The organism is Actinomyces stomatis (assembly GCF_031292835.1).
GTDB lineage: Bacteria > Actinomycetota > Actinomycetes > Actinomycetales > Actinomycetaceae > Actinomyces > Actinomyces stomatis.
Genome location: NZ_JASPEP010000013.1, coordinates 1 through 20,327, shown reverse-complemented (window position 1 = coordinate 20,327; position 20,327 = coordinate 1). Strand labels below are relative to the sequence as shown.

18 protein-coding genes are annotated in these 20,327 nt (G+C 68.9%); 1 reads left to right on the top strand and 17 read right to left on the bottom strand.

Features of this window, described 5'->3' with window-relative positions; genetic code table 11:
• Positions 1 to 75 precede the first annotated feature (75 nt).
• Positions 76 to 1,050, bottom strand: coding sequence for a phosphotransferase family protein (locus RIV12_RS08165; RefSeq protein ID WP_309323119.1), 975 nt, complete (start codon positions 1,048 to 1,050; stop codon positions 76 to 78).
• A 209-nt stretch (positions 1,051 to 1,259) separates the two neighbouring features.
• Between RIV12_RS08165 and RIV12_RS08160 the strand changes: the two genes are divergently transcribed.
• A complete protein-coding gene (locus RIV12_RS08160; RefSeq protein ID WP_309323117.1) occupies positions 1,260 to 1,874 on the top strand; it encodes an LppU/SCO3897 family protein in 615 nt (204 codons plus the stop codon).
• Here the strand turns inward: RIV12_RS08160 and RIV12_RS08155 are convergent.
• The 16 genes from RIV12_RS08155 to RIV12_RS08080 all read right to left on the bottom strand — a co-directional run.
• A complete protein-coding gene (locus RIV12_RS08155) occupies positions 1,871 to 2,410 on the bottom strand; it encodes a P-loop nucleotide/nucleoside kinase family protein (protein ID WP_309323115.1) in 540 nt (179 codons plus the stop codon). The two genes, RIV12_RS08160 and RIV12_RS08155, sit on opposite strands and share 4 nt — an antisense overlap.
• A complete protein-coding gene (locus RIV12_RS08150) occupies positions 2,410 to 3,087 on the bottom strand; it encodes a sensor domain-containing protein (RefSeq protein WP_309323113.1) in 678 nt (225 codons plus the stop codon). The genes RIV12_RS08155 and RIV12_RS08150 overlap by 1 nt, the downstream gene beginning before the upstream one ends.
• 124 nt (positions 3,088 to 3,211) lie before the next feature.
• Positions 3,212 to 4,081 (bottom strand): zinc metalloprotease HtpX, encoded by an 870-nt coding sequence (htpX, locus tag RIV12_RS08145; protein ID WP_309323111.1) that lies wholly within the window; start codon positions 4,079 to 4,081, stop codon positions 3,212 to 3,214.
• A gap of 33 nt (positions 4,082 to 4,114) precedes the next feature.
• Entirely contained in the window at positions 4,115 to 4,699 is a 585-nt protein-coding gene (locus tag RIV12_RS08140) for a GNAT family N-acetyltransferase (protein WP_309323109.1), read from the bottom strand.
• Between the two features lie 3 nt (positions 4,700 to 4,702).
• Positions 4,703 to 5,818: an alanine dehydrogenase gene (gene ald, locus RIV12_RS08135; RefSeq protein WP_309323107.1), complete on the bottom strand. Its 1,116-nt coding sequence runs from the start codon at positions 5,816 to 5,818 to the stop codon at positions 4,703 to 4,705.
• 81 nt (positions 5,819 to 5,899) lie between these two features.
• Positions 5,900 to 7,387, bottom strand: coding sequence for an FAD-dependent oxidoreductase (locus RIV12_RS08130; RefSeq protein WP_309323105.1), 1,488 nt, complete (start codon positions 7,385 to 7,387; stop codon positions 5,900 to 5,902).
• A 285-nt stretch (positions 7,388 to 7,672) separates the two neighbouring features.
• A complete protein-coding gene (locus RIV12_RS08125; protein ID WP_309323103.1) occupies positions 7,673 to 9,070 on the bottom strand; it encodes an OmpA family protein in 1,398 nt (465 codons plus the stop codon).
• A 370-nt stretch (positions 9,071 to 9,440) separates the two neighbouring features.
• Positions 9,441 to 10,547, bottom strand: a complete 1,107-nt coding sequence (locus RIV12_RS08120) for a polyprenyl synthetase family protein (protein ID WP_309323101.1) — start codon at positions 10,545 to 10,547, stop codon at positions 9,441 to 9,443.
• On the bottom strand, positions 10,544 to 12,157 hold the full coding sequence (gene nuoN / locus RIV12_RS08115; protein WP_309323099.1) for an NADH-quinone oxidoreductase subunit NuoN: 1,614 nt from the start codon (positions 12,155 to 12,157) through the stop codon (positions 10,544 to 10,546). The genes RIV12_RS08120 and nuoN overlap by 4 nt, the downstream gene beginning before the upstream one ends.
• Positions 12,154 to 13,758 (bottom strand): NADH-quinone oxidoreductase subunit M, encoded by a 1,605-nt coding sequence (locus RIV12_RS08110; protein WP_309323097.1) that lies wholly within the window; start codon positions 13,756 to 13,758, stop codon positions 12,154 to 12,156. The genes nuoN and RIV12_RS08110 overlap by 4 nt, the downstream gene beginning before the upstream one ends.
• Positions 13,759 to 13,771: 13 nt before the next feature.
• On the bottom strand, positions 13,772 to 15,766 hold the full coding sequence (gene nuoL, locus RIV12_RS08105; protein WP_075418281.1) for an NADH-quinone oxidoreductase subunit L: 1,995 nt from the start codon (positions 15,764 to 15,766) through the stop codon (positions 13,772 to 13,774).
• A gap of 17 nt (positions 15,767 to 15,783) precedes the next feature.
• Positions 15,784 to 16,089: an NADH-quinone oxidoreductase subunit NuoK gene (gene nuoK, locus RIV12_RS08100; protein ID WP_075418280.1), complete on the bottom strand. Its 306-nt coding sequence runs from the start codon at positions 16,087 to 16,089 to the stop codon at positions 15,784 to 15,786.
• Positions 16,086 to 17,087 carry an NADH-quinone oxidoreductase subunit J gene (locus RIV12_RS08095; protein WP_075418279.1) on the bottom strand — a complete coding sequence of 334 codons (1,002 nt, stop codon included), beginning with the start codon at positions 17,085 to 17,087 and terminating at the stop codon, positions 16,086 to 16,088. The genes nuoK and RIV12_RS08095 overlap by 4 nt, the downstream gene beginning before the upstream one ends.
• Positions 17,084 to 17,794 carry an NADH-quinone oxidoreductase subunit NuoI gene (gene nuoI, locus RIV12_RS08090; protein ID WP_075418278.1) on the bottom strand — a complete coding sequence of 237 codons (711 nt, stop codon included), beginning with the start codon at positions 17,792 to 17,794 and terminating at the stop codon, positions 17,084 to 17,086. The genes RIV12_RS08095 and nuoI overlap by 4 nt, the downstream gene beginning before the upstream one ends.
• Positions 17,787 to 19,391, bottom strand: a complete 1,605-nt coding sequence (gene nuoH, locus RIV12_RS08085; RefSeq protein WP_075418277.1) for an NADH-quinone oxidoreductase subunit NuoH — start codon at positions 19,389 to 19,391, stop codon at positions 17,787 to 17,789. The genes nuoI and nuoH overlap by 8 nt, the downstream gene beginning before the upstream one ends.
• A partial coding sequence (locus RIV12_RS08080; RefSeq protein WP_309323094.1) for a molybdopterin-dependent oxidoreductase occupies positions 19,388 to 20,327 on the bottom strand: 940 nt, incomplete at its 5' end. The genes RIV12_RS08080 and nuoH, both read right to left, overlap by 4 nt.

Genomic DNA, 20,327 nt, shown 5'->3' with positions numbered 1-20,327 from the left:
GAATCACGCCCAATCCTGCCACCTGGCGGGACCTTGGTGGGGCTAGCCCGACACGGCCTTGAGGCAGCGGGCGGCTCAGCCACCGAGTCGTGCGGTCAGGCTGTGGGCGAGCTCATCGGCCCACCTCCCATAGCGGGCCTCACCGGGGCGGCTGAGGCAGTACAGGAGGTTTCCCAGGCGGTCGAGGAGCTCATAGGCGTCGCGGCGCTCCAGCAGCCGTTGCGGGTCAGTGGCACCGGCGTCCTGCGCGAGCCGCACGTACTCGGCGACGAAGGCGGCGACGTCGTCGGGCGTCATGGGCAGGTACCAGGGTCCGCCGATCACTCGGCCACCGATGAGGGCCAGGTCCTTGGCTCTGTCGCCGGGGCCCGACCACTCGAAGTCGATGAGTCGTGGAACGCCGTCGGGGCCGAGGATGACGTTGGTGACGACGACGTCACCGTGGATGAGCGGGTGGATGGGGACGGCCTCGAAAGCCGGGGCGAGTCGGGTGAGCTCGCGGCACCAGGCGGGTAGGAGTGCACTGACGCGTGGATCGGTGAGTGTCTCCGGGTGGTGCCTGCCCCACCAGGTCAGCAGCTCCTCCCCCTGCTCGCCGGCACTCGGCACAAACACGGCCGACGGTGCGGGACTGGTAGCAAGAGCCTCGTGCAGGCGGGCGATCTGGTGGGCGAGGGCGGTCGCGAGCCGCGGGTTCCAGTCGGTGGCGCGCAGGGCCCGACCGGAAACGTGGGTGGTCACCATGTAGGGGATGCCGAGCGGGTTGTCGGTACCGGTCTCCAGGGCTATGGCACTGGTGCCGAGCTCGGGCGGGACGCGTCTGAGGGTCTCGAACTCGGCCGTCATCGAGCGGGGCATCTCATGGGGCGAGCGCCGGGGAACACGCAGGACCTGCGCCTGGTCACCGGAGCCGATTCGCCAGGCAACGTAGCTCTCTCCGGCTCCTAGCCGCACAATCGGTCCTGCCTTCACGCCGCGCAGCTCACCGGCCTCGACGGCACCCTGGATACGTCGGGCGATGTCGTTGTCGCTCAGGAGCAGACTGTCCATTCCCCCATCTCATCATCACTGGCGAAGGCACCGCCAACGGCGGCACGGACACTGCCGTCCGGTTAGTATCCGGGGGTTGTCCTCGTGCAACAGTTCATCGCCCTTCTCCGAAAGCGTCCCATGAGCACTCATTCACCGCAGACTTCGCCACAGCCGGCGCAGTTCTTCCCACAGATGCCGCTGTCCGAGCAGCCGCATCGTCCAAGGATGTGGGCGCGGATCCTCATTCCACCGGTATCGGAGCCGCCATGCTCACGGCTCTGGGCCTCATGGGCTGGTGGATAGCCACCTCCTCCTCGATCGAGAACGCGAAGACTGGTCATTGTCTGGCGAAGGTCGTCACCTCGAGCAACGACCCCTCCATCACCAGCTGCACCTCCGCTGAAGCCGAGTTCAAGGTGACGGGGCGAGTGAATCAACCGGAGAGGTGCGTTCCCATCCCCGGAACCACGAGCGTCTACGACACCGGGGAGGACTTTCTGTGCCTGGCCGACCCGGAGGCGGATCCGCAGCACGCGGTCAACCGTGTCCAGACCGGTGACTGCGTCGTCATCAATGACAAGGCGCGCCTGGAGAAGGAAGCAGTCATCACCGACTGCGCGAGCTCCGGAGCCTATCCAGTGCTGGCCGTTCTCAAGGATGTCAGCGAGTCATCCACGGACCAGACGGCGTACGACCACTACGCCGAGCTCTGTAAGAAGGCCGGCACCCCTGAGCCCGAAACCGTCTACCAGTTTCACATGCGCCGCATACCGTCCAACGGCGGTCGCTACGACTCCAGCATTGGGGCCGACATCGCCCTGTGCCTAGGCCCGCAGAACTAGCCGGTGACTCTTCCCGCGCTGATGACGGCCCGGGCGGCCTCGGCGGCGGTGAGTCGGGCGGTGTCCAGGCGGAGGTCGGCCTCGGGCCAGGGAACGTAGTCGCGGTGCTCGATCTCCCGCCAGTCCGGCAGCTCCAGGCCGCCGATGTCGCTGCTCCGCCGCTGGGCACGGCGGCGGTGCTCGGTCGTATCCGAGCAGACGAGCTCGACGGCGAGGAACCGGCATCCCTGGGCCGAGGCGGTTTCCTCCCACAGACGGCGGGTGACGGGCAGCGGGTTGACGCACTCGATCAAGACCTCACCGCCCGCGGCCAGGACGTCTCGGGCGACGGCGGCAGCCACGTAGTAGCCAGCGCCTCCGGGCATGCCGGGAAGCATCTCACCACTGTCCCGCAGAGCCTGCTCAACAGTGTCAATGCGCAGCCAGGTCGGCGGCCGGCTCTGCGGCTGCGCCTCGGCCCGCAGGCGCAGGATCTCCCGGCAGACGGCGGTCTTGCCGACTGCCGGTAGTCCGCCGACGACGCACAGGGTTGCCATCAGTACCTGGCCATCTGCTCGAGGCGGCTGACCTCCCTGCGCCAGGAGAGCATGCCGTGGATGAGCCCCGCCTGCATGGCGGCCAGTCCCCGCAGGACGAAGGGGGCGGTCAGGGAGAAGACGACGCCGGCGCTCAGGTGGATACCGATCTCCCAGAGCAGGGGCGGATACAGGCCCAGAAACTCGGCCAGACTCTGGCTCTGGTCTCCCACGGTCGCGTTAAGAATCAACTCAAGAATGACGTCGATAACGGGGGAGAATAAACCACCCACGGCCAGGGCCAGCCACCCGACGCTGATGATCCAGGTGACCAGGGAGACCGGGAAGTAGACGATGACCCACAGCAGGTCCATCCAGCGCTGAGGGTCACGCAGACGCCGGAAGAGCCGACGACGCGCGGAGGCCCCCGGAACAGGAGACAGGTAAGCGCCAGGTCTGGGTTCACGTCCGTCCAGACGCGCCACACGGAGACGGGCCAGGTTGGCGAAGCCCCCGGAGATGCTCAACGCCAAGGTCAGGAGGAAGAGGCCGATCCCGACGATGACGGTGCCCGCACCGGCTGCGGTCAGCGGCAGAACGAGGCAGAAGGCGAGCAGGCCCAGTGGCCCGCTGAGGAAGAGGAAGGCGGCATCCCGGCCGAGTCGGCGGTAGCGCGCGGCCCATACTGATCGGTTCATACCCCCATCTTCCTCAGGCCTGGAACCACGCCCAATCCTGCCACCTGGAAAGACCTTGGTGGGGCTAGCCCGACACGGCAGCCGGAAGGACGCGGCAGCCCGACGACGACGGTCGGGGTCATCGTCAGTACCCGGCCATCTGCTCAAGGCGGGCGATGCGCTTGTCCATGGGCGGGTGAGTGGAGAAGAGGTTGCGCAGGCTCCCGAAGGGATTGGCGATCATCATGGAGGAGACCGGCTCGAGGCGCGGGTCCTGCCCCATGGGCACGCGCGAGATACCCGACTCGAGCTTGCTGAGCGCGCTGGCCAGGGCGAGCGGATCCTGGGTGAGTTCGGCGCCGTCGTGGTCGGCGTCGTACTCGCGGGTCCTGGAGATGGCGAACTGGGTGATGGCGGCGGCCAGGGGCGCCAGGAGGGAGAGGAGCAGGACGGTGATGATGCTGCCACCGTCCCGGTCGCGCCGGTTGCCGCCGCCGAACCACAGGGTCATGGTGATCATCGAGGAGATGACTCCGGCGATGCCCGCGGCCACCGAGGAGGTGAGGATGTCTCGGTTGTAGACGTGGGAGAGCTCGTGCCCCAGGACGCCGCGCAGCTCGCGCTCATTGAGGAGCTGGAGAATGCCCTGGGTGCAGCACACGGCGGCGTGCGAGGGACTGCGGCCGGTGGCGAAGGCGTTGGGGCTCATCGTGGGGGCCACGTAGAGGCGTGGCATGGGCTGTCCGGCGGCGGCGGAGAGCTCACGCACAATGGCGTACATCTGGGGCTGCTGGTCCTCGGTGACCTCAATGGCCCCCATGGCGCGCACCGCGATCTTGTCGGAGTTCCAGAAGCCGTAGGCGGTCTGCACCAGGCCGAAGACCGGCGCGATGATCAGCCAGACGGCGGAACCCGTGGCCCGGGCCAGTACGTAGCCGATCAGGAGGAGCAGGCTCCACATGCCGCCCAGGAGGACGGCGGTCTTGAGACCGTTATAGTGGTGAGTCCTTGTCATGACTGGAGACTATGGGATGAACCTGTGTCTCACCTATGTCTGCTGGCGCGGGACCACTCGCGCGGTGATGAGGCCGCAGTCCAGGCAGCGCAGGGCATCGCGGAAGTCGTCGGGGTCGAAGGTGGTTCCCGGCGCCTCACGCGCGAGGGTCCAGTACTCCCCCGTTGAGTCCTGGACCGCGTACCCGGTGTCGCGGAAGCCGGCCCGCTCGTAGAAGGAAAGCCGACGGCGTCGCTGCTCGGCGTTGTCGGCCTCGTCGATGACGGGCTCGATGTTCAGGACGATGCTGCAGCCGGGGCGACGGCGCTCGAGCTCGGCCAGGAGGCGGGTGCCCACGCCGCGGCCGCGGGCGGCGTCATCGACGGCCAGGTAGAAGAGGTAGAGCAGGCGGGAGCCGGGGCGGCGCACGGTCCAGGTCAGGGCGACAGGATCCGGGCGGGCCGCACGGGTCGGCTCGGCGGGCCGGTCCCACCAGGCGACGAGGTCGACGCCGCGCCGCAGGCTGAGCACGTGGATGAGCGCCCAGGGCAGGCGTTCATCCTCGGGGAAGGCGCGCAGGTAGAGGTCGTGCGCCCAGCGGTCGGTTCTGCTGGCGAAGCGGATGCGACGGGTTCTCATCGCTCAGCCCAGCAGGTCGGCGACGTCGGCCGCGGGGAGGTCCAGGGCCTGGCCGACCCCGGCGGTGTAGAGCGTCCCGGCGTAGGTGCTCAGTCCGCGGGCGAGGTCGGGGCGCGCCGCGATGGCGCCACGCCAGCCCTCGTCGGCCAGGGCCAGGGTGTAGGGCAGGGTCGCGTTGGTCAGCGCGTAGGTGGAGGTGTGCGGGACGGCTCCGGGCATGTTGGCCACGCAGTAGAAGATCTTGCCGTCCACCTCGAAGGTGGGCTCCGAGTGGGTGGTGGGGCGGGAGCCCTCGAAGCAGCCTCCCTGGTCAATGGCGATGTCGACCAGCACGCTACCGGGCCGCATGGTCTCCACCATGGCACGCGTGACGAGGTTCGGGGTGCGGGCCCCGGGCACGAGGACGGCGCCGATGACCAGGTCCGCCCCGGCGCAGGCCTGGGCCACGTCGAGCTCGGTGGAGAAGCGGGTGCGAATGGTCCCGCCGTCGAGCTCCTCGATCCGGCGCATGCGCAGCGGGTCGACGTCGAAGACGGTGACGTCCGCGCCCATGCCGGCGGCGACCCGCGCGGCGCTCAGGCCGGCGGTGCCTCCGCCCAGGATGACGACGCTCCCCCGCCGCACCCCGGCGGCGCCGCCCAGGAGGACACCGGCCCCGCCGTAGGGGCGCAGCAGGGCCTCCGCGCCAACCTGGGCGGCCAGGCGTCCGGCGATCTCCGACATGGGCGCCAGTAGGGGAAGGGCACCGGTGTCGGTCTCGACGGTCTCGTAGGCGATGGAGGTGACCCGCCTGGTGAGCAGCTCCTCGGTCAGGGGCCGGTCCGCGGCCAGGTGGAGGTAGGTGAACAGCAGCAGGTCAGGGCGCAGGAACGGATACTCCTGGGAAATCGGCTCCTTGACCTTGAGGATGAGCTCGGAGTCGACCCACAGACCGGGGACGTCGTCGGTCATGACTGCGCCGGCGGCGGTGTACTCCGCGTCGGGGATGGAGGCCCCCTGACCGGCGCCCGCCTGGATGGTCACGGTGTGCCCGCGCCGGGTGAGTGCGTGAACACCGGCCGGCGTGATGGCGACGCGGAACTCGTTGTCCTTGATCTCGGTGGGAACGCCGATTCGCATGGTTCTGCCTTCGGTGTGGTTGTGAAGGGGTGGTGTGGCGCGTGTGGGCCGGGGCCGGCGGCGGGGCCGCCGGCCCCGGGTTCAGTCGGCCAGGCGGTGGGCGACGCGCTCGGGGACGCGGCCCGCCTCTGGCTGGCCGATGAGGTCCTCGGGGACCTCGGTGGAGCGGGAGATCGCGGTCATGGCGTCACGGGAGACGACCTTGACGCGCTCGCGCGGCTTGGACTCCCCTCCGGTGACGACGACCTCGCCGTAGCCCTCGCCGAGCTCGCGCTCGTAGGCGTCCAGCAGCTCCCAGCCCTCCCAGTTGGTGAAGGGGATGCCGCGGGACTCCAGCAGGGCGATGACGGCGTCGTGGCCGACCTGGGCCTCGTCACTGGTCTCGGCGTGCAGCAGGCCGGCGTTGGCGTCGGCCACGAGGTTGGTGATGGTCTCCTGCGCGTCGGACTTGGTGGAGCCGATGAGGCCCACGGGGCCGCGGCGGATCCAGCCGGTGGCGTACAGACCGGTCAGGGGCTTGCCGTCCTCACCGAGGACGCGGCCGCCCTCGTTGGGGACGACGTGCCGCTCGACGTCGAAGGGGAGGCCCTCGATGGCGCTGGAGGCGTATCCGACGGCGCGGTAGACGGCCTGGACGGGCCAGTCGCGGTACTCGCCGGTGCCGGTGACGTTGCCGTCTCCGGTCAGGCGGGTGCGCTCGGTACGCAGGCCGACGACGTGGCCGTCGTCGTCGGTGAGGACCTCGTGGGGTGCGGAGAAGAGGTGGATGTGGATGCGGTGGGAGGCGGTGAGGTCCTCCGGCTCCTGCATCGCGTACCCCTCGAGGGCCTTGACGACCTGGCGCTGCTGGTTGGAGGAGGCCAAGGCCGCCTGCGAGCCCTCGTCGTACTCGAAGTCCTCCTCGTCGACGATGACGTCGACGTCGGCCTGCTTGCCGAGCTCGCGCAGCTCCAGCGGGGTGAACTTCACCTGGGCGGGGCCGCGGCGGCCGAAGATGTGTACGTCGGTGACCGGGGACTGCCGGAGGGTGGCGGCCACGTTCGCGGGGATCTCAGTGGTCATGAGGTCGTCGGCGTGCTTGGCCAGGACGCGGGCGATGTCCAGGGCGACGTTGCCGACGCCGATGACAGCGACCTCCTTGGCGCTCAGGTCCCAGGTGCGCGGGTGGTCGGGGTGCCCGTCGTACCAGGAGACGAAGTCGGCGCCGCCGTAGCACTCGGGGGCGTCGACGCCGGGGATGTCGAGGGGGGCGTCGGTGTCGGCTCCGGTGGAGAAGACGATGGCGTCGTAGTGCTCGTGGAGCTCGGCCACCGAGATGTCGCGGCCGACCTCGACGTTGCCGATGAGCCGGATGTCCCCGCGCTGGAGGATCTTGTAGAGGGCCACGATGATCTGCTTGATGCGCGGGTGGTCGGGGGCGACGCCGTAGCGCACCAGCCCGTAGGGCGCAGGAAGCCGCTCGAACAGGTCGATACAGACGTCCAGACCCGACTTCGAGAGGATGTCCGAGGCGTAGATGCCTGCGGGGCCTGCTCCGATGACGGCGACATTGAGAGGACGTGCGTTCACTGTTCTTCGTTCCTGATTCAGGGGACGTGGACGTGGCGCCCGCGCTCCCGCTGCCGGGATGACCGGTTGATCCGGTCCGGGGCGACGGCGATGACGGCGGGGCACCGTGCCACAGTCTATGGAGGAAGGGCGGCCCTCCCCCAGGGCGCGGGCAACATCGCGGCTTTGAGCCGCGTCACGTCGGGGAGGTACCGGCAGGACATGTGGCGAGGCCACCACCGGGGAGCCGATCAGGACGGCGCGGCATCTTCTTATCAACCACCCCCTTTCTGAGCGACAGAGGCGCTACGCGTTGACGACCGGGATGTCGGTAAGACGGGCGACAATCCTGTGCGGCGCAGTCGGATTGTTTCCATCGGGCAAGTCAACAACGACTCTGTCCCCACCGGGGTCAGGCCATACAGCAGGCATACTCAGCACACCACCCGCAACGAGATCATAAACGAACTGGTTGGTCAACAAGCTGCCACGGCCGTCCGAGAAGCTAAACCCAGCCTCCAGGTAACGCTTCCCGCCGTCGAGAATTGTCAGACTATAAGCTCCGAACCTAAACATATCATATTGCAGAGCCTCCCACCCCAGACTTTCAATACTTTCAGGCAAAACAAGACACGCAGCAGGCATGATGACATCCTGTTCCGCTTCAAGCCGGACGGTGCCAATCAAGAACTTACCCACCCGAGTGACACTATCGATCGACATGCGCGCCACCTTATCTCGAATCGTTACATCGACTCCCTCAGGCCCCTTGCCCGCAGGACCGGCAGCCTTTGGCATCGAGGTTGACGACGGTGCTGCGCTCGCGCTCGGTGGGGCACTGGACTCAGCCGGCTTCGATGGCGTCAGCGTGATCTCCACACGACGGTTAGCCTGCCGGTGCTCGTCGGAGTCATTCGATACTCGCGGCGAGGACTCCCCCTTGCCCGAGACCGACTCCTTCCACGCAGACAACTCCGTCAGCTTCTTGAGCCGCTCCGACACCGCTTTGGCCCGCCGCTCCGATAGATCCTGGTTGTGCGCGTCATCAGCCACATCATCGGTATGCCCCGTGATCGTCAGCTCCCCGCCAGAGGGATACTTCTTGATCTGCTCCACCACATTCGCCAGCACACTGTCAGCCTGAGCCGAGAGCTGATCGGAGTCCGTTGCGAACGTGACATCCCCAGCCACCGTCACCGTCGTCGACTTCTCATCCTGTTTCGTGTCCGACGAATCGTCAGCCGCTAGGGACATCGTCTCTATCTTGAACGGCCCCGCCTCCGACTCATCGAGCTTCGCCTTTGACAGCACATCATCCACTGAGATATCAGTCTCGGTATTCTTCAAAACCGGAACACCTGCAGCAATACCCACATTAGGAAGGAGCAGCTCCACGACGCCAACACCCTCGGGCGGCGCATGAAATACTGGAAATACTTCCAAGGGTTTACCCTTTTCAACACCATCATATAAATGACGTGTTTCTTCGTCGAGTTCGCGATACACCAACCCCTTATCCAAAGAGAGCATTCTGATCGCAAGCATCGTCCCCGAATGATCCACGAAGCCGAACGGCTGAGACAGGCTCACATTCTCATCCGAGGTCGTTGTGAACACCAAGCGCACGACAGCGTACTTGTCGTTGACTGCGGCGGGCCCCACCTCAACCGAGAGCGGAGCCCCTTTCCACTCCGCCTCCAGCATCACCCCACCATGCGGACCAGTCGCAGTCGCGACCGCACGTGGGGACGTGGCCCCCGAGCTCTTCCCAGAGGAGGCGGTATCGCCCTTCTTGAGCACCCCGCACCCCGCCAGGACCGCCCCCGCACCGGCCAGGGCGGGCAGGGTGAGGACACCACGGCGGGTCAGTCGGGTACGGGTATCGGGTGACAGCGGCGTGGAGGACGGCATGTCGGGGACCTTTCGGCGCATTGGGAACACGTACGAGACACCTTATACGCCGCGGTCCACCGCTCACGATGAGGAACTACCCGTCTCTCCCCATCAGCTCCCCATCTCCCCATGGGGAGTCAATGGGTAGTTGCGAGGCCTCGTCAGTCCTCGGACCGGTCTGTCAGGCGGCCCGGTCCACGAGGATGCGGGCGAAGTCCTCCATAGCCGCACGCACCTGCACCACCCGTTCACCGGCGTCGGCCATAGCCTCCGCGGCGGCCTCACCCTCGATGCCGGCCCGGGTCAGGCGCTGCCGGGTGCCGTCAAGAACGGCCTCCTCCAGGCCCTCCAGGCCCTCGACCGCCTCGGTGGCCCAGGCCATGGCCATCTCGCGGGTACGGGCCAGGACCGGGTGCTCGCGCAGGCGAGCGACGACGTCGGCCAGGAAGGCGTCGTCGGACAGGTCACCGGTGGACAGGCGCGAGAGGATGGCCTGGCCGGCGGCATCGAGCTCACCGGCCGCCAGGGCCTTGCGCAGAAGGAGGACCGGCATGGTGTCCACGCCTTCGCGCAGGTCGGTGCCGGGGGTCTTGCCGGTGGTGGCCGAGTCGCTCATGAGGTCGATGACGTCATCGGCCAGCTGGAAGGCCACGCCGATCTTGTCTCCGAACTCCTCCACGATCCGTTCTGTTCGCGCCCCGGCATTGGTGAGCATCGCCCCGAAGCGGGCGGACACCGCGATGAGGGAGCCGGTCTTGTCCGCCAGGACCTGGATGTAGTGATCCACCGGGTCGGTGCCCGCTGGGCGCGGCAGGGTCTCGTGGAGCTGGCCCATGCACAGGCGCTCGAAGGTCTTGGCGTGAGCCATGACGGCCTCCGGGCTGAGGGCCGCCACCAGCTGGGAGGCGCGGGCCACGAGGACGTCGCCGGTGAGGATGGCGGCGGAGTTGCCCCAGACGATCTGAGCACTCGGGGCGCCACGGCGCAGCGGGGCCTCGTCCATGACGTCGTCGTGGTAGAGGGTGGCGATGTGGGTCAGCTCCACGGCCACGCCGGCATCGCGGATCTGCTCGCCGGTGGCCAGGGCCGGGTCTCCGAGCTGGGCGGTCAGCAGGGCCAGGACCGGGCGCAGGCGCTTGCCGCCGGCCTCGGCCAGGTGCGAGGTCGGTGGGTTGATGGTCTCGTCAGCGCTGGTGACCACCTCCATAAGGCGGTCCTCGACGGTCTGGAGGGCGGGGATGATGCGCGACTCCAGCTCGGGGGCGCTCAGCGGCAGTGATCCGATCACGGAAGGAGCATAGCCGTCTGGTCGAACAGGTCGAAGGCGGTCTGCGGCAAAACACCCAACCCGATTGTGGCTATCACCGCAACGCCGACCGCCAGGAGGATCGGGCCCTGGCTGCCCACGACCGCGGAGCGCTCGCCGTCGGGCTCATGGAAGAACATGAGCACGATGAGCCTCATGTAGAAGAAGGCGGTCACGGCCGAGCAGACGACGGCGAGGATGACGAAGGGCACCCCGTTACCGCTCAGGCCGGTGGCGAAGAGCCGGAACTTGGCCATGAAGCCGGCCGTCAGGGGCACTCCGGCGAAGGACAGCAGGAAGACGGTCATGGCTCCGGCCGCCCAAGGGCTGCGGCGTCCCAGACCCTTGAAGGCATCCAGGTCGCCGTCCTCGCCGCCCACGGAGCCGTCACGGTTGGAGCGCACCAGGGTGATGATGCCGAAGGCTCCCACGGTGGCGATCCCGTAGGTCAGGGCGTAGAAGCTGAGCGCGGAGATCGCCGCCTGGGAGTAGGCCAGGATCCCGATGAGCATGAAGCCGGCGTGGGCGATGGCCGAGTAGGCGAGCATGCGCTTGACGTCGTGCTGAACCACCCCGACGACGGTGCCCACGAGCATGGTCAGCGCCGCCACGGCCCACAAGGCGGGGGCCAGGTCCCAGCCCATGGCACCGGCGATCATGTAGTAGAAGCGCACGAGTGCCAGGAAGGCGGCGGCCTTGACCCCGGCGGCCATGAACCCGGTGACCGGGGTGGGGGCGCCCTGGTAGACGTCCGGGCTCCAGGCGTGGAAGGGCACGGCCGCCACCTTGAACAGCAGGCCGATGATCACCAGCATGAGGCCGGCCAGGACGAGCCACTCCTGCCCCGGCACGGTGCGCACGGCCTCGCCCAGGATCTCGTAGTCGACGGCACCGGCCACCCCGTAGAGCAGGGCCGCTCCCATGAGGAGGAAGGCCGAGGCGAAGGCACCCAGCACGAAGTACTTCAGCGCCGCCTCCTGGCTGAGCAGCCGGCGGTGGCGGGCGGTGGCCGCCAGGATGTACAGCGGCAGGGAGATCATCTCCAGGATGACGAACAGCGTGATGAGGTCACTGCTGGCTCCGAAGAGCATCATGCCGCCCAGCGAGAACAGGGTCAGGGGGAAGACCTCGGTCGTGGTCCACCCGGCCAGGAGGGACTCGGTCTCCTCCGCGCTGCCGGGCCGGTCAGCGGCCTGGGCCGCGAAGGCCCCGTCACCGACAGAGGTCCGGTCGGCCATGACCATGACGGCCAGCAGCCCGATGACCAGGAGGATGCCCTGGGCGGCGATGGAGAAGGGATCCTCGGTCAGGCCCGCGGACATGCGGGCACCCGGCAGGAAGCCCTTGGGGAGCTGGAACTGGGGCGTCGCCGCGGCGGCGGCCCCGGCGGCCTTGACCTCACCCCAGCGCAGGAACAGGGAGACCCCGGAGGCCAGGATGGCCAGAAGGCTCAGCGTGGACTGGATGGCCAGGCGAGCGGGTCGGGTGATGAAGGCCTCCACGAGGACGCCCAGGACACCGGCGCCCAGGATGATGAGTACCGGCGTCAGGGCGTCCCAGTTGACGATCGGGGCAGTGGCTGAGGGGCTCACTTGGTGTTCCCTTCCGTAGCGGTGGAGGCGGCGGGCGCTTCGGATGCACCGCCGGCATCGTGGCTGTCACCTGCGACGACGGCGGAGGCGGCGTCCTGCGGGGAGCGGGTCACCGTGAGCGCGACCTGCCGGGCGACGTCGTCGAGCGCGTGCGTGAGGGTGGCCGGGGCCAGCCCGAGCGCGAGCATCGCGGCGATGATGGGGACGACGACGAGGCGCTCACGCCCGTCGAGGTCGGGGCTGCCGACGCGCTCGGGCGCAGGCGCTCCGGTGAAGACCCGCTGGTAGGGCAGCAGCATGTAGACGGCGGCGATGACGACACCGACGACGGCCGCACCGCCCAGGGCCAGCGAGACCGAGAAGGTGCCGGTGAGCACCATCCACTCGGGCACGAATCCGCTCAGGCCCGGCAGGGCGATGGAGGCCAGCCCGCAGACCAGGAAGGTCCCGGCCACCAGCGGCATGACCCGGGCGATGCCGCCGAGCTCGCTGATGGTGACGGTCCCGGTGCGCCGCGCCATGAAGCCGGTGACCAGGTAGAGGCCGGCGATGGACAGCCCGTGGGCCACCATGTAGACCATGGCGCCGTTGGCGGCCACCTGGTTGCCGATGAAGATCCCCAGGACCATGAAGCCGAAGTGGCTCACGGAGGTGTAGGAGATGAGGCGGTAGAGGTTGTCCTGGGCGATGGCGGCCAGGCCCCCGTAGATGATGGAGACGACCGCCAGGACCAGGATCACCGGGGCGGCCCAGCGGGAGGCCTCCGGGAAGATCGGCAGGACCAGGGTGATCATGCCGAAGGTGCCGATCTTGTCCAGGATGCCGATGAGCAGCACCGAGGTGCCCGGAGTGGCCTGCTCGGCGGTGTCGGGCAGCCAGGTGTGGACCGGGACCAGCGGCGCCTTGATGGCGAAGGCGATGAAGAAGGTCAGGAAGATCCAGTGCCCCGCGGAGGCCGACACGTGCAGGTTGGCCGCCACCGAGTCGATGAGGAAGCTGGGGGTGCCGTTCTGGGCGGAGTGCAGGTAGACGGCGATGACGCCGATGAGCATGACGAGCCCGCCGGCCAGGGAGTACAGGAGGAACTTCAGGGCGGCGCGCTGACGCTTCTGTCCGCCGAAGCAGCCGATGAGGAAGTACACCGGGATGAGCATCGCCTCGAAGCACAGGTAGAACAGGAGCAGGTCCCGGGCCGAGAAGATGACGACGACGAAGAACTCCAGCGCCAGGACGAGCCCGGTGAACAGCCCCTGCCGGTCGGCGGGGACCTCGCCCCAGGAGGCGAGCAGCACCAGGGGCGTGACGAAGGCGGCCAGAAGCACCATGGACAGGCCCAGGCCGTTGACGCCCAGGGCCCAGGAGGCGCCGATGGCGGGGATCCAGGAGTGGGTGTCGGTCAACTGGACAGTGCCGGCGTGGCCCAGCTCGAAGGCGCTCAGCGCCCACAGGCCCAGGGCGAGGACCGCCAGGGAGAACACGAGACCCACGGCGCGGGCGTGGAGCCGGCGCAGCGGCGGAACCAGCCACAGCAGGAGCGCCCCGGCCAACGGCGTGATCGCCATGACGGTCAGGACGGGCAGCGATGCGGGAAGAGTCGGCATGTGACGTGTCCTCTCAGAACCTGGCGGCCAGGACGGCGATGAGTACGAGGACCGTTCCGGCCAGCATGTAGCCGGCGTAGGAGCGCACGTACCCGGACTCGGTGCGGCGGGTCAGGCGCCCCAGGGCGCCGGTGCCCGCGGCGGCACCCTCGATGGCGCCGTCGACGACGTAGCGCTCGACGGCGTCGGTGGCCAGGACCAGCCCCTGACCGGTGCGCATGGCCAGGGCCTCGTTGACGGCGTCCTGGTACATGTCCTTGCGGGCGGCCTCCACCAGGGGGTTGGTGGGCTGCAGGACGACGGGCACCGTGCGGCGCACGTACATCCACCAGGCCACGACAACCCCGACCACAACCAGGGCGAGGGTGGCGCCCATGATGACGGTGGCCGGCAGGACCGGCTCACCGTGCTCGGCGTGACCGGTGACCGGCTCCAGCCAGGTGACGAACATGTTGTTGTAGGTCAGCAGCCCGCCCAGGCCCGCGGAGAACACGGACAGGACGATCAGGGGCAGCGTCATGAGCCAGCCGGACTCGTGGGGATGGACCTCGCCCTCCAGGTCGTCTTTGGTGGTCCAGCGCTGCTTGCCGTGGAAGATCATGAAGAACAGGCGGGACATGTAGAAGGCGGTCAGGCCCGCGCCCAACAGGGCGATGGTTCCCAGGATCCAGGGCTTGGCGCCCTCGCCGATGAAGGCGGCCTCGATGAGGCGGTCCTTGGACCAGAAGCCGGAGAAGGGCGGCACCCCCAGGATGGCGAGCCAACCGATGCCCATGGTGACCCAGGTGATCGCCATGGCGCCGCGCAGGCCGCCGAAGCGGCGCATGTTGACCTGGTCGCCCATGGCGTGCATGACCGAGCCGGCCCCCAGGAAGAGCTGGGCCTTGAAGAAGCCGTGGGTGAGCAGGTGGAAGATGGCGAAGGCGTAGCCGATCGGGCCGAGACCGGCCCCCAGCATCATGTAGCCGATCTGGCTCATGGTGGAGGCGGCCAGGACCTTCTTCATGTCGTCCTTGGCGCTTCCGATGACGGCCCCCAGCAGCAGGGTGATGGCGCCGACGACGGCCACGGCCGTCTGGGCGCTCGGGGCTCCCTCGAAGACGGCGGCGGAGCGGACCATGAGGTAGACGCCGGCGGTGACCATGGTGGCTGCGTGGATGAGGGCGGAGACCGGTGTGGGGCCGGCCATGGCGTCACCCAGCCAGGCCTGGAGGGGGAACTGGGCGGACTTGCCGCAGGCCGCCAGGAGCAGGAAGAAGCCGATGGCGGTGAGCCAGCCCGTGGTCACCGAGCCGTCGAGGGCGGCGGCGGAGACGTCGTCGAAGGAGACCGAGCCGATCTGGCCGACGATCGTCATCATGGCCAGCAGGAGACCGACGTCGCCCACACGGTTCATGACGAAGGCCTTCTTGGCGGCGGCGGCGTTCTCGCGACTGGTGGCCTGCTCGCCCTGGGGCGCATCGGCGTCGGCGGTGTTCCAGAAGCCGATGAGCAGGTAGGAGGCCAGGCCCACGCCCTCCCAGCCGACGAAGAGCACGATGTAGGAGTCGCCCAGGACCAGGGTGAGCATCGCGGCGATGAAGAGGTTGAGATAGGCGAAGAAACGGCGCCGGTCGCGGTCGTGGGCCATGTAGGCCACCGAGTACAGGTGGATGAGGAAGCCGACGCAGGTGACCAGGGTGACGAAGGTCAGCGACAGCGGGTCCAGGCGCAGGCCGACGTCGATGTTCAGGTTCCCGGCGGAGAACCAGTGGTAGAGGGGCAGGCCGATGACGCGTTCCTCGGCGGGCAGGCCCAGGACCTGCACGAGGATGCCCACACCGAGGCAGGCGGCGGCGAAGGAGGCGGCCAGACCCAGCCAGTGGCCCCAGGCGTTGGAGCGGCGGCCGGCCAGCAGCAGGAAGGCGGCGGAGGCCGCGGGGACGGCGATGAGCAGCCAGGCCCAGGAGGCCGGGCCGGTGGCCTCGGTCAGGGGCGTCACAACGGCGGTGACAGGAGCGGGAAGCATGTCGGTGGTCTCTCCCCTCAGTTCTTGAGCAGGTTCTCGTCGTCGACCGACGTGGACCTGCGGGTGCGGAAGATGGAAACGACGATGCTCAGACCCACCACGACCTCGGCGGCGGCCACCACCATGACGAAGAAGGCGAAGACCTGACCGGTGAGGTTGCCGTGGATCCGGGAGAAGGTCACCAGGACGAGGTTGACGGAGTTGAGCATGAGCTCAACTCCCATGAGCTCGATGATGGCGTTGCGGCGCAGCAGCACCGTGAGCGCCCCCAGGGTGAACAGCACCCCGGCCAGGACGAGGTAGACGGTGATGGGGAGACTCACTTCTCCTCCTTCTGCTCCGGGGCGGCCGAGTCGGCTGCCCCGTCATCGCTGAGGACGGGCTGCTTGACGGCGGGGGCGGCGGCGCCGGGCATGGCGGGCATCCCGGAGCGGCGGGCGGCCCGGGAGCCGCCGGTTGCACCGGCCTCCGGGGCGCCGTCCAGGCGGGAGACGATCGTCCCCGAGCGCTGGGCCAGACCCATCTCCGGGGAGACGTCGGACAGCTCCAGGCCCTGTCCGCGGGCCCGCAGGACCCTGGGCACGGACTCCTCCACGGCCTCGCCCTGCGCGTCCAGGGCCGGGGCGGCGGCGGAGTTGGTGGAGGCGTAGACGCCGGGCATCGGCTTCTGGCCCGGGTGGGCGCTCTTGGTGGCGTAGTCCTGCATCTTGCCGGCGGCCACCCCGCGCTGGCTGAGCCGAGCCCGGATGCGCTGACGGTGGGTGAGGGTCAGGGCGCCGACGGCGGCGACGATGAGCAGGATGGCGGTCAGCTCCATGGTGACGACGTGGTCGTGGTAGAGCGTGACGGCCAGCAGGTCGGGCGCGGCCTTGGCGCCGTCCTTGAGGCCGACCGGCGTCGGCAGGGTGGAGCGCCACACGACGGCGGTCAGGGCGCCGGCCAGCCCCAGTCCCAGCAGGATGAGGACCGGGCGCCTCATGACGGTACCGGCGGCTCCCACCGGCTCGTCGCCGCCGACGCCCACGAGCATGATGACGAACAGGACGAGGGTCATGACGGCGCCGGTGTAGACCACGACCTGGGTGATGCCCATGAAGGGCGACTCGTTGACGATGTAGAGGACGGCCAGCGAGACCATGATGCCGATCATGTTGATGGCGGCGTTCACGGCGCGCTTGGCGGTCAGGACGCCGATGCCGCAGGCCACGGTGACCAGGGCGACGACGCCGAACACGATGGCCTCGCCCAGCCCCAGGTGACCGTCCTGAGTCAGGGCGGTGGGGACGGCGGCGGAGGCTCCGGTCATCAGGAGGGCGCTCATCGCAGGGCTCCCTTCGCAGTCTGACGGCTACCCCGACCGGAGGCGGTGGGGACGGCCTTGGCGCGGGCATCGTCCAGACTGGGGTCGTCGGGCCGGTGGGCCCGCACCCAGTCGATCTGGGCCTGGGTGGAGCCGACGACCCGCCCGCGGTAGTAGTCGCCGTCCTCGGTGCCCTCGACCATGGGGTGGGGCGCGGCCACGGCGCCCTCGGGCACGGGGGCCAGCAGGTCCTCCTTCTCGTAGATGAGGCCCTCGCGGCCGGGGCCGACGAGCTCATCGAAGTCGGTGGACATGGTCAGGGCCCGGGTGGGGCAGGCCTCGATGCACATGCCGCAGAAGATGCAGCGCAGGTAGTTGATCTGGTAGACGCGCCCATAGCGCTCGCCGGGCGAGTACTGGGCGCCGGGTTCGTTGGAGGCGGCCTCGACGTAGATCGCGTCGGCGGGGCAGGCCCAGGCGCACAGCTCGCAGCCGATGCACTTCTCCAGGCCGTCGTCGTAGCGGTTGAGCTGATGGCGCCCGTGGTAGCGGGGCATCACCTGGGGCGGCTCGAAGGGGTACTGCTCGGTGACCACGGGACGGAACATCGAGGAGATGGTGACCCCGTAGCCGGCCACGGGCGCGAAGGCCCGGGCCAGGGCGGAGGGAGCGTCGCGCAGCCACTTGTCGTGCTGCGAGCCCCGGGAACGGTGGGGGCGATCAGTCATCTTTTCCCTCCTGGGGTGCCTCAGCGGCCGTGTCTGTGTCCTTGCCACCGGCCGAGTCGGCCTTGAGGTCAAGGGTGAAGGTGGGCAGGGCGGTGGCCGCGTCCGTGCCGACCGAGTCGGGGGACTCGGCGGATGCGGCGGAGTCCGCGGAGCCGGCCGCGTCGTCGTCCTCGAGGTCGACGTCCTCCAGCAGACCGACGGCGGTGACCGCCCCGGTCTCGGAGTCATCGGCCGCGGTGGCCGCCTCCGCCGCCAGGGCGGCGCGACGGGCACGCGGTGAGGGGGGCAGGGACTTGCCCGGAGGCGGCGGGACGGGGAAGCCCTCGAGGAAGGCGACGTGATCGTCGTCGGCGCTCAGGATCTCGACGTCGTCGTCGGCGTCCTCGTCGTCGTACTCGTCGTAGAGCTCCTCCTCTTCCTCCTTGTCGGGCATGAGGAAGAGGATGAACATGATGACGCAGAAGACACCGGCCATCGGCAGCAGCAGTGCCTGCACGGAGGCGCCCGAGAAGGTGCGGAAGGCGCGCACCACTGCCACCAGCACGAACCAGACCAGGGAGATCGGGATGAGAACCTTCCAGCCCAGCTTCATGAAGTGGTCGTAGCGGATGCGCACCAGGGTTCCACGGGTCCAGATCATGAAGAACATGACGGCCCAGACCTTGGCGACGAACCACAGCATCGGCCACCAACCGGAGTTGGCGCCCTCCCAGAACAGGCCGAGGATCGCCGAGCGCCAGCCGCCCAGGAACAGGGTAACGCACACGGCCGAGACGTTGAACATGTTGATGTACTCGGCCAGGAAGTACCAGGCGAACTTCATCGAGGAGTACTCGACCATGTGGCCGGCGACGAGCTCGCCCTCGGCCTCGGGAAGGTCGAAGGGGAGGCGGTTGACCTCACCGACCATGGAGATGACGTAGATGATGAAGCTGGGCACCATCGCCACGGCCCACCAGATGCGCTGCTGGGCGCTGACGATCCCGGAGGTGGACATGGTCCCCGAGGCCAGGAAGACCGTGAGGATGGACAGGCTCATGCTCAGCTCGTAGGAGATGACCTGAGCGGCGCTGCGCACGGCGCCGAAGAGCGGGTAGGTGGAGTGCGTGGACCAGCCGCCCAGGATGATCCCGTAGACGCCGAAGGCGGTGATGGCCAGGATGTAGAGGACCGCCACCGGGAAGTCGGTCAGCTGCAGGGGCGTGGAGTGGCCGAAGATGCTCACCTGCGGCCCGAAGGGGATGACCGCGTAGACCATGAAGGCGCTGAAGGCGGCGATGAGCGGCGCCAGGAGGTAGATGACCTTCTCGGCCCCCTTGAGCCAGAAGTCCTCCTTCATGATGAGCTTGCCGGCGTCGGCGACCGCCTGGAGCAGGCCCAGGGGGCCGTTGACGTTGGGGCCCAGACGGGTCTGCATACGGGCCAGGCCGCGTCGCTCCACCCACAGCGCCATCATGACGCTGACGATGAGGAAGGCGACGATGAAGCCGGCCTTGATGAGGGTCAGCCACCAGGTCTCGGCGGAGAAGTCGGCGGTCACGCCTCCGTTGGAGATGGCGTCGTCGGCGGCGGCCTGAGCCGCGTGGATCGGGTTCACCTCAGTACCTCCGCTGCGTGGGTCAGGGTGACCTGGGAGCCGTGCCCGGCACCCAGGGTCTGGTGGACGGTGGATCCGGCCGAGCACTCGGGCAGCCACACGGTGCCGTCGCTGACTCCGCCGACGACGGCCGGCAGGGTGATCGATCCGGTGGCGGTCGCCACGGTCACCTCCTGGCCGGCTGCCAGCGACAGGCGCTGGGCGAGGTCGGCGCCCACCCGGGCGATGGGGCGCAGGGCGGTGGCCGCCAGGAAGGGCTCGCCGTCCTGGAGGCGTCCGGCGTCGAGCATGGGCTTGTGAGTGGTCAGGCGCGCCTCCACGCCGTCGGCGGGGACGGGGGCACCGGCGCAGACCACTGGGGCGGGCCCGAAGGCGACCGGCGTGCGCTTCCCGCGCCACAGGCCCAGGTCGGCGAGCTGCTCGTGCAGGACGACCAGGTCGTCGACCTGGAGGTCGACTCCCATCTCGTCGGCGAGCATGCCCAGGACCTGGCGGTCGGTGCGGGCGCGTGAGACATGGGCCTGACCGAAGGGGCGCACACGCCCCTCCCAGTTGACGAAGGTGCCGTTCTTCTCCACGGCCGGGGCGACGGGCAGGACGACGTCGGCGTGCTCGCTGACCTCGCTGCGGCGCACCTCGAGCTGGACGGTGAAGCCACTGGCGGCGAGGGCCGCGCGGGCCAGGCCCGGGTCGGGGAAGTCGCGCAGATCGACACCGCCGACGACGGTGCCGCCGAGGCTCCCCTCCAGGAGGGCCGAGAGGATGCCGGTGGCATCGCGGCCCGGTGAGGCGGGCAGAGGGTGCTCGGGACCCAGGTTCCAGGCCCGCTCGACCTGGGCACGGGCCTCGGAGTCGGCCACGGGGCGACCGCCGGGCAGGAGGCCGGGCAGCAGGCCCGCCTCGATGCCACCGCGCTCGCCGCTGCGGCGCGGGACC